Annotated in this window: 6 protein-coding genes and 3 pseudogenes; 7 read left to right on the forward strand and 2 right to left on the reverse strand. The window is 66.4% G+C overall.

Translation table 11 applies throughout. The features are described 5' to 3' along the window. Positions 1 to 247: 247 nt before the first annotated feature. Positions 248 to 547: pseudogene (locus ACZ7HQ_RS43950) on the forward strand (IS630 family transposase); the annotation flags it as partial. Positions 548 to 881: 334 nt separating this feature from the next. Here the strand turns inward: ACZ7HQ_RS43950 and ACZ7HQ_RS43955 are convergent. Beyond that, complete coding sequence (locus ACZ7HQ_RS43955; RefSeq protein WP_471002876.1) at positions 882 to 1,673, reverse strand: bestrophin-like domain; 792 nt, start codon at positions 1,671 to 1,673, stop codon at positions 882 to 884. 1,166 nt (positions 1,674 to 2,839) lie between these two features. Between ACZ7HQ_RS43955 and ACZ7HQ_RS43960 the strand changes: the two are divergent. The 3 genes and pseudogenes from ACZ7HQ_RS43960 to ACZ7HQ_RS43970 all read left to right on the forward strand — a co-directional run bounded on the left by ACZ7HQ_RS43960 (position 2,840) and on the right by ACZ7HQ_RS43970 (position 6,745). Continuing rightward, positions 2,840 to 3,669, forward strand: a pseudogene (locus ACZ7HQ_RS43960) (IS5 family transposase). A gap of 56 nt (positions 3,670 to 3,725) precedes the next feature. Next, complete coding sequence (locus tag ACZ7HQ_RS43965) at positions 3,726 to 4,283, forward strand: IS701 family transposase (protein WP_471002879.1); 558 nt, start codon at positions 3,726 to 3,728, stop codon at positions 4,281 to 4,283. Positions 4,284 to 5,491: 1,208 nt separating this feature from the next. Then, positions 5,492 to 6,745: a protein-glutamine gamma-glutamyltransferase gene (locus tag ACZ7HQ_RS43970; protein ID WP_471002881.1), complete on the forward strand. Its 1,254-nt coding sequence runs from the start codon at positions 5,492 to 5,494 to the stop codon at positions 6,743 to 6,745. 11 nt (positions 6,746 to 6,756) lie between these two features. On the opposite strand, the pseudogene ACZ7HQ_RS43975 reads toward ACZ7HQ_RS43970, so the two are convergent. Then, a pseudogene (locus ACZ7HQ_RS43975) lies at positions 6,757 to 7,010 on the reverse strand (hypothetical protein); the annotation flags it as partial. 288 nt (positions 7,011 to 7,298) lie between these two features. Here ACZ7HQ_RS43975 and ACZ7HQ_RS43980 point away from each other — a divergent pair. From ACZ7HQ_RS43980 to ACZ7HQ_RS43990, 3 genes are read left to right on the forward strand one after another with little or no spacing between them, the layout of a single operon-like run. Next, on the forward strand, positions 7,299 to 7,412 hold the full coding sequence (locus ACZ7HQ_RS43980; protein WP_471002890.1) for an IS3 family transposase: 114 nt from the start codon (positions 7,299 to 7,301) through the stop codon (positions 7,410 to 7,412). Continuing rightward, the gene (locus tag ACZ7HQ_RS43985) at positions 7,372 to 7,902 is read left to right on the forward strand and encodes a DDE-type integrase/transposase/recombinase (RefSeq protein ID WP_471002884.1); all 531 of its coding nucleotides are present in this window, start codon (positions 7,372 to 7,374) and stop codon (positions 7,900 to 7,902) included. The genes ACZ7HQ_RS43980 and ACZ7HQ_RS43985 overlap by 41 nt, the downstream gene beginning before the upstream one ends. 55 nt (positions 7,903 to 7,957) lie before the next feature. After that, positions 7,958 to 9,697 (forward strand): APC family permease, encoded by a 1,740-nt coding sequence (locus ACZ7HQ_RS43990; protein ID WP_471002887.1) that lies wholly within the window; start codon positions 7,958 to 7,960, stop codon positions 9,695 to 9,697. Positions 9,698 to 9,805 lie beyond the last annotated feature (108 nt).

The raw sequence follows: 9,805 nt of genomic DNA on the forward strand, positions 1-9,805 counted from the left end.
CAAGCTGCGATGCTCCACAACCCGCATCACCAACCTCGTCCAAGCCGTCCTCACCCTGCACCTGACCTGCTCAAACTGAGGTTGGAAAAGGCTCACTGTCAACTTTGACAGAGGAGTGAGTCGTCGATCTGAAGGCTCCCCAACTGGAGCCGAGCCTCCTGATGGACCGCGCCGGGCTGGCGAAGATCGCGAACATCCCCGAGCGACCTCCCGGACCCGAAGTTCGAAGACCACAAGATGCACGAACCCCGACTACGCGGCCAAGAAGGCCCGCATCGAGCACCTCTACACGATCGCCGACGGCGAGGTCATACCCGACGACGGCGAACCTGAAGTCGTCTTATGCCTTGACGAGTTCGGCCCACTGAACCTCCAGCCCCACCCCGGACGGCAATGGGCCGCGCGCGGAGGGCGGCATAAAGATCCCGACTGGGAGCCCCGGCCCCGGCGGCGGGCGACCTACATCCGGCCGCACGGGGTCAGGCACCTGTTCGCCGCCTTGGACCTGGCCCGGAACAAGCTCTACGGCCACATCAAGCCGAAGAAGAACCTGGCCGCACTGCGGGAGCTGGGAGTGGAGTGGGCATGACGCTCGCGTCGGCAGGTCGTCGATCCCGTCGGACATCACAGAGCACAGAGAGACCCCGGGGCGCAGAGGCCCGGGGTTTCATACTGTCTCGCCGCAACGGCAAGGGCCGCTGTCGCGACAGGGGATCTTGGGCTCGGTCTTCTGCCCTCCAGCAGCAGTGCGGCGGCGCTCTATGGTCTGGGTGTCTCTCAACGCCGTGCTGACCGATACCGAGGCTGACCGGATCATCGATGCCTGCCGTGCGGCGGTCGACGTGGGACGAGTATCCTCGCGCGCCGCGCATGGCGCAGGCTTACCGGACCCAGTACTGGGCCAGGGCTCCTTGCCGGAACGGGGCGGGGCTGACACTGAGGTCGCCGGAGAAGGGGCGGTCCAGGACGACGATCAGCAGCAGGCTGAAGCCGACGAGTCCGGCGACCGAGGCGACGAAAAGCATCTGGATCCGGCGGCTGCGCGTGCCGTAGAGGAACGTGAGCGGGATCAGGACGCATGCCCCGCCGTAGGCCAAGGCCTGGAGCAGCCAGGGGAGTTCCTGGCCTGCCATGGTGATGCGGGCACGACGCTGCGAGGCGATGTCGTCGAGATGGTTGACAGCCTGCTGGTAGAAGACCTGCTCATGCTGGCTCTTGGGCTCGTAGGTCTGCAGCACCCGGAACGCGTCTTTCAGGTGGGTCTCGGTGGCCCCGTAGCTGGGCCGGCCCGCGCGCATCCGGGGCCACTGGTCCTCGACGACCGCGTGGACGTAGCCGCTCACGGTCCCGTCGAGCCGGGTCTGCACCGACGTGGGGAACGCTGCGGCGTCGCGGGTGATGAGCGCCGCGTCGGTGGCCTCGGATGCCACGATGGTCTGGGCCTGCGCCAGATTCGTCCAGAGCGTGACGATCACGAAAGCGAGGATGATCCCGTAGATGGCGCCGAACATCCCCAGCGTCACCCCGACCATGTCGTTGTGCTCGCCGTCGGCCAGCGTGGGGTGCCTGCGCCGCAGCAGCAGGCTGCCGACGACCGCCAGCAGAACGGTCCCGCCAACGGTGACCAGGGCCAGAGTGAAGGTACTGAAATAGTTGAGCAGCCACAGCGACATGGGCCTGGAGTCTAAGCGGGACGAAGACATCCAAATTGCAGGCCCTTCAAGGCGCTACAGGCGTACATGGGACAAGTTCACACGACCGAGTGAGCGTACGGTGTGGATCCCCCGGCTAGCTCTGTCGATGACGAAGAGTAGCGTTTCTCGGGCAGTTCGGGAGGCACCGCCTGCGTCGTATATCGATGGCTTCGGACAGTAACTAGAGGGCGTCCGCGGAGTGGTGTAACGGATCTTGGCTTGGAATGCGCCGCTTCCGTGCCCTGGCGTGCATCGACTGTCGGTGAACGCTCCCCAGATGTGATGCCCTCGCCGCCCTGCCGATCACGCCGTCCGCGGCCTGCCCCTTCCGGGCAGCGCGCTCAGATCGGGCTCGGCGCAGTGCGGCCGCACTGCGCCGGCCGACGGCTGAGGCCGGCTGGCGGTGGTGCGACGCGCGGCGGGGCCCGGATCTCCGCCAGGACGACACCCGTCACGGGGTTGTGGTGCACGGGAACGTACAGGCCCCAGTCGGCGTCACCAGCCGTGAGCCAGTCTCCGGCCCGCGGGGCGTCGGTAGTCGTGAATACGCGACCGGCGAGCAGGCCACCCAGGAATCAGGTGATCACAGCGCTACCTCCATCCGGCGGGGCTCTCCCGCCTCACCCCTTGGTGAGGCTCGGCACCAGAAGGACAACACCGGGTCGCTGGCGACTTCCGTTCCGGCTCCGCCGCCGGGCTGACGGCGGCGAAGCGCGGCGGCCCCGGCCGACGCGCAACCGGCTGAGCGCGCCCCGATCCCCGGCCGCGGCCGCGCCGCCCATCCCGCCCGTTCCTTCCCCCTTCACTCCAGCCAGGGGACATGGGCAGAGCAGCCGCAACGGGGATGTCAGCGATCCAACCACGGCAGAACAGCGTAGTGACCTGCACGGACACAGGGATGGTCCTGCGGGCCGCGCAATACCTAGCGCAACCCTTGCCGCAACCCCCAGCGCAACAGATAGGCGCAACTCTCTGTGCAAACTCGTGCTCCTGGTCGACCGGGGCGACCGGTCACGCGGCTTGGGAGGCAAGATTCTCAAGCTGCACGGACGCCGTGTCGGTGACTGCACGTGTGGGCGCACCATCGCGGCCTTCCCCTAGGGTCTGTCGTCAAATGATCTTGACTGGTGGATCACGGTCGGGTGATACGTCGCCATGAACTGTCCGATGCCCAATGGGAGTTCGTCCGGCCATTACTGCCCGTGTCGTCGCGTGGGCGCAAGCGGCTGGACGACCGCAGGGTCCTCAACGGGATCGTGTGGAAGTTCCGTACAGGCACGGCCTGGCGGGACGTGCCCGAGCGGTACGGGCCGTGGGCCACGCTGCACAACCGTTTCCGTCGTTGGGCGGCGGACAGCACGTTCGAGCGGATGCTCCGCGCCGCCCAGGTACGGGCGGACGCCGCCGGGGACATCGACTGGCTGGTGTCGGTCGACTCCACGATCGTCCGCGCCCACCAGCATGCCGCCGGCGCCCGAAAAGGGGGCTCCGCAACCTGTCGCTCGGACGCTCCCGAGGCGGCCTGACCAGCAAGATTCACCTGGCCTGCGACGTCGCCGGCCGCCCCCTCGCCTTCACCGTCACAGGCGGCAACACCAACGACTGCACCCAGTTCATCGCCGTAATAGAGGAGATCCGGGTGCCCAGGATGGGACCGGGACGGCCCCGGGTGCGGCCCTCGCACGTCCTGGGCGACAAGGGCTACAGCTCCAGGGCGATCCGCAGCTGGCTGCGTCGGCGCGGGATCAGCCACACCATTCCCGAGCGAGCCGACCAGGTCCGCAACCGGTTGAACCGCGGCGGCCGTGGTCGACGGGCCCCGCCCTTCGACCGCGACGCCTACAAGCGGCGCAACGTGGTGGAACGGTGCTTCACCAAGCTGAAGCAGTGGCGCGGCATCGCCACCCGGTACGACAAGACCACCGAGTCCTACCAAGCAGCAGTCACCCTCGCAGCCCTGCTGATGTGGGCGTGACATTTGACGACAGAACCTAGGACGCCGACGGAGTCCGCGACGACATACGGGACTTCGTGGTCGAGTACCTCGGCGACCAGGGCGCCGTCCTGGTGGTGGACGAGACCGGTGACCTGAAGAAGGGCACCGCGAGCGTCGGGGTGCAACGCCAGTACACCGGGACCGCGGGGCGAATTGAAAACGCCCAGGTCGCCGTCTACCTCGTCTACTCCACCCTGGTCGGGCACGCTGCCATCGACCGGCGCCTCTACATCCCACGCTCCTGGACTCAGGACCCCGACCGGTGCCGGGCCGCAGGCATCCCGGACCACACGGGGTTCGCCACCAAACCCGCCCTGGCCACCGGGATGATCAGCCAGGCCCTGGACGTCGGCGTCACGGCCTCATGGGTCACCGGCGACGAGGTCTACGGCGGCGACCCCCACCTGAGCGCGAACTGGAGCGACGTCAGGTCGGCTACGTCCTCGCCGTCTCACGCAAGCGACCGATCCCGACCCGCGCGGGCGTCTTCATGGCCGGCATGCTGGCCCACGGCCTCCCGAAGACTGCATGGCAGCGACTCTCAGCCGGAGACGGCGCCCAAGGTCACCGCTTCTACGACTGGGCCCAAGTAGAGATCGACAGCCCGGCGAACAGCACGGGTCACCGGTCGTTGCTCATTCGACGCAACTGGCGTACCGGCGCCCTCCAACGGTCGTGATCAAGCTCTACAGCTGGAGTACTAGGGCGGACCGGGCTAAGGGGCCGCGGCGGCGGGTGGCGGAGAACTCTCCGTCCTCCAGGCAGGCGATGACCCTCCGGCTGCGGCCCAGAGACTGCAAACGGCGCTCCCGCAGCCGGAATACCGCCGCTGAATGGGACTTGCCGTCCGGCTGGCGGCGCCTTCATCGGCCGCGCCGCGGGATTCCCGTCAGCATCGGTACCGGCCCTGCCGCGAACTTCACGCCCGGGGCAGGGGAACGCCGCCGCACCGCATCCCTCGCTACGGGCTGGACCGGATGCACTGGCCAGATACTGCCCTGCCTGACAGCCTGGCCGGTTTCAAAGCCACGACGTTGCCGGGTAGTTGGTCACGGGGCATGATCACTCCTCGTGCCAGCCTGATCACTCACACAGGAGCCGAGACGTGATACGCCAGACCGATCTGATTGCTTTCACGGCCCCCGCCGTGTCCGTCACCTGTAAAGCCCAGGCGGCCTTCCCGGACGCAAGCCGCCCTGGCGGTCGCTGCCACGGTCAGCGCGGACGACAGCAACTCCGTCCCCTGGACGAAACCGGACGGACTGCGGGCCGGCCGCCGGTCCATGTCTCCCGCGGGCCGCTGTGCGGGCCAGCACTCCCTGGTCCTGGCGGATAGCATCGCGCAGCGCAAGCCCCAGCACCGCAACTGCGCCCCGGCCACGGGTGAGTCCGGGTTCTTCCTCGGCACGGAGACCGCACGACTGGTCCTCCAGGCCGGTGCGCTTGACCGGCACCGGCTTGATGCGCTTCCGCCCGCTGGGGCGGGGCAGCCACCCGCATTGGGCCCCGCGTCCCGGCGGCGCTCCTGATGGAGCGGGCACCTGCCCGGTCTTCACGACCAGGCCTGCCTGGCGGCGGCCTGGAATCCCGCAGATTGATCACGGCTCGGTACGCACCCTAGTCGCGGCTGGCCCACAGTCCTGACCGGCGGCAGCAGCAATGCCACCGCGGTCTCCTGCACTTACCGCATCTCCTTCCGCCCCGCCTGGCGGGGCGGAAACGCACCGCACACCCCTCCACTGGGCCGTGCTCCCGCATGCCCTCGTTTATGAGGTTTCACCAAAAGGAGTTACTGATTTTCATGTACAAACGCCGGGGATTCCTCGCCATCGCCACTGTGGGTGCGGTCATATGCACCGCCGGATTCATGCCGTCGATCAGCCAGGCTGCCAGCAGGGGAACCGGGGAACCGGAAGGGTCCTACGCCGGAACGCACGGCCTGACGGCGGACGACGTCAGGAACATCAACGCGCTGAACACAAGAGCTCTGTCCCTGGCCCAGCCCGGCAAGTCTCCAACACAACTGCCGCCGGGCGTCGAGGGGTTCTCCCGGGCCTCTGGCCTGGCCGGCGACATGGAAACCCCTCCCGCTGAGCCGCTCAGCAGAATGCCTGACGCATACCGGGCCTACGGAGACAGGGCCACTACGGACGTCAGCAACTACATACGCAAGTGGCAGCAGGTCTACAGCCAACGCGACGGCAAACAGCAGCAGATGACCGAAGAGCAGCGGGAAGAACTGTCCTATGGATGCGTCGGCATCACCTGGGTCAACTCAGGCCCCTACCCCGCGAACAGTTTAGCGTTCGCGTTCTTCGACGAGAAAAAGTATAAGAACCTGGAAAACACCAGCCCCCAACCCGGTGAAAGTCTGGCGGAGTTCCAGGGACGCATCGCCAAGGAGAGTTTTGACGAAGGGAAGGGGCTCAAGCGGGCGCGCGATGTGGCATCCCTCATGAACAGGGCCCTCGAAAACACCCACAACGAGGGAACCTACATCAGCAACCTCAAAGTAGAGCTCGCGGACAGCAACGACGCCCTGCTCAACGAGGACAGCCGCTCAAACTTCTACTCGGCACTGAGGAACACACCGTCTTTCAGGGAGAGAGACGGAGGTAACTACGACCCGTCCAGAATGAAGGCGGTGATCTATTCGAAGCACTTTTGGAGCGGGCAGGACCAGCAGGACTCCTCCGACGAGAGGAAATACGGCGACCCAGACGCATTCCGCCCCGACCAGGACACAGGCCTGGTCGACATGTCAAAGGACAGAAACATTCCGCGCAGCCCCGCCAGCCCCGGCGAGAGATGGGTCAACTTCGACTACGGCTGGTTTGGTGCGCAGACAGAAGCAGACGCTGGCAAAATCATATGGACCCACGCCGACCACTACCACGCACCTAGCAGCGGCCTAGGCCCCATGCACGTCTACGAGAGCAAGTTTCGGGACTGGTCTGCCGGCTACACGGACTTCGACCGCGGAACCTACGTCATCACGTTCATACCCAAAAGCTGGAACACCGCCCCCGCCACGGTGAAGCCGGGCTGGCCCTAATGCCGCGTTTCTCAGAGGGCGTTTAAAGTAGGCAGATTGCCGTTGACGTCCGAGTACGTTCCTCGCCAGGTGGGTGTCGTCTCGTCCTCGCGGGCGAGACGGCGGTGCATCATGATCCAACCGATAGTCCGCTCTACCACCCAGCGCCCTTCCACGACCTGAAAGCCGCGGGTCTCCGGATTCCGGTTGACGACTCGATGTCGATTCCGAGGGTGGCGCCGTGCTCGACGACGCCATTCTTGAAGCCGGTGTCGACCCAGCTTTTCGGGCCCTGCTGGCCGACGAGGGCGCAGCTCAACCGGCTGCGAACCCCTCTGACCTCCCGGTTCGCCTGGCAGCTTGACATAGGAGCATCGCCGAGCTCGACCGGCCACACACACGCTCGTAGCATTCATCGACGGCCACAAGGACCGCTTCGGCGGCGTCGAGCCGATCTGCCGGGTCCTCACCGACCAACGACTGCGAGATCACCCCCTCCGCCTACTACGCTCACCACAAACGCCAGACCGCACCCGCGGCCCGCACCGTCCGCTACGCCGAGCGGAAGGCCCTCATCACACAGGCGTACGAGGCCAACTACTGTGTCTACGGCGCCCGAAAGATCTGGCGGTACCTGAACCGCCAGGATGTCGCGGTGGCCCGCTGCACCGTCGAGCACCTCACGTGAACTCGGCATCACCGGAGCGGTCCGCGGCAAAAAGGTGATCACCACCGTTCCCGACGCGAGCGCGGAACGGGCCCCGGACCTCGTAGACCGCGACTTCGGCGACCCAGCCCCGAACCGCTGCTGGGTCGCCGACTTCACCCACGTCACCACGGTCGCCGGCGTCGTCTACGTCGCCTTCGTCGTAGACACGTTCACACGCCGCACAGTCGGCTGGTCGGCAGCCACATCGAAGAAGACACAGCTCGTCCTGGACGCCCTCGAGATGGCCTTGTGGCAGCGTGATCGAGAACAATACTCATACCAGAAAGGTGAGTTGATAGATCACTCCGATACCGGGTCGCCCTGGATGCCAGGGCAGTGTGCGGGTGGACGCCGGCCAGTACGCCCCGACCAGGCGGGGGCCACACCACCTCTCGGGCCGCAACCCCGGCACCACGTCATTTTCGTGTTCCCTGACGAAGCATCAAACAAAGCCGACTGCGAGTTGTAACCTGTCGTCACACCAGGTGCCAACCATCAGCGGACGCTACTCGGGGGAGAGCAGGATGGCCTTGCAGGTGCGGCCCACCAGCGGCCAGTCGAAGGAGTCCATACCCTCCGACGAAGCGCGCCGGCTCTCGCTGTTCCAGCTCTTCGGACTTGCCGCCGGCGGGTCGATCGGCTCAGGTTGGCTGTTGGGCGCCGTCGACGCCTACGACAAGGCCGGTGTCTATGCTCCGTGGGCCTGGCTGATCGGCGGGCTGGTAATGCTGGTCGTGGCCGGTGTCATGGTGGAGTTGGGTACGGCAGCCCCGAAAACCGGAGGGCTCATCTTCCTTCCGCTGCAGAGCAGTGGGCCGCTGGTAGCGATCGTGGCCGCGGCGGGGCTGTGGATCTTCTACGCGATAAACGCCGCCAGTGAGTCCATGGCCATGACCAAGGGCCTCTCCTCCAAAATGCCCACGTCCCTGACAGGGCCCGGGACCACCCTGACCGCCTGGGGCTGGGTCTGCACGCTGGTGTTGATGGCGGTGATATCGGCGACCAATCTGCTGGTCCCGCGGCTGGTGCGGATCGGCAATTCCTGGCTGACCGTGGCGAAGGTCATGGTCCCGCTGCTCACCATCGTCCTGTTCATCTTGTCTGGATTCGATCACCATCACGGAGACGGGGGCGCGGCCAAGCACGGGTCCGGTGGCGCCGGGGGGTTCGGCGCGGTCCTGGCCGCCGTGGTGGACAGCGGGGTGATCTACGCCTATGTGGGGTTCCAGGGCCCGCTGGACTTCGCCGGAAACGTCAAGGCCGAGGGTCGGCTGACCGAGTCCGCCCGGCTGCGTTGGGCGGTCTACGGCACGATCGTCGGCACAACCGTGCTCTACATCCTCCTCCAGATCGTCTTCAACTCCCGCCACGGGCAGTGGGACCCCGGTCGCCCGGACTCCCCCTACACCCAGTTCGCCTTCGCCTCTTCGATGGCCTGGCTCGGATGGTGTCTGCGGATCAACTCGGTGCTCTCCCCCATGGGCGCCGGCCTGGTCTTCACCCATGCCCTGACCCGCGAGGTCGCCACGCTCAGCCGCGCCCATCTCACCCACCGGGGCCTGCAGACAATGCGTACGACCACCCTGCGCAGCAGGGACGTCTACTGGCTGGTGCTGGCGGTGGACTTCGTCGTCGGAGTGGTCGCACTGCTCGCCATGGGCGGGCGATGGCACACCCTGGTCGCGGCCGACGGAGTGCTGACCCTCGTCGTGTACGCCGTTCCCGGCGTGGCCCTGGTCTCCTTGCGTGACAAGCTGCCGCCGGTCTCGCCCAGCCGCAATCGGGTCCGCCAGCACGCGGCCTGGATCAGCTTCGTCCTCATTGCGTTGATCCTTTACGGAGCCGGATGGACAGACCTGTGGCATGGGATGGCCGTGCTCGCCGTCGGCTGCGTGTTGCTGCTCGGATTGCCGGTACTGGCACGGCAGTTCCCCACGCTGGGACGGTTCTACGACGCCCGGGAGCATGTGACGCGCTTTCGCCGACTTGGCTCCGACCCGGCCGCGCAAGCTGCGGCATGCCTTCTCGGTATGCTGGCACTGCTGCTCATGTGCACCCTGTTCGGCAACCCGGAGCCCGGTGTCCCACACCATCTCGCGTTCTATCTGTGGGGCGGAGGTGTGGGGGCCATAGCCCTGATTACGTTCTGCGGCATGGTGTGGGCCTCGAAACGTCATATCGGGCGAGTGGAGCCCCTGCTGCCGCCACCGACCTCACAGCTCCGCGAACGGGAGCAGGAACGGTCCCAGGAGCCGCAGCCGTAACGTCACGCAGAGGGCTAGGGCGTGTGTCAAAAGTGGATCTTGAACATGGGATGATCTTGGTTTGTGGCACGTGGAGATCTGACGGACGCGCAATGGGCGGTGCTGGAA

The sequence above is a fragment of the Streptomyces sp. NPDC037290 genome (assembly GCF_055603245.1).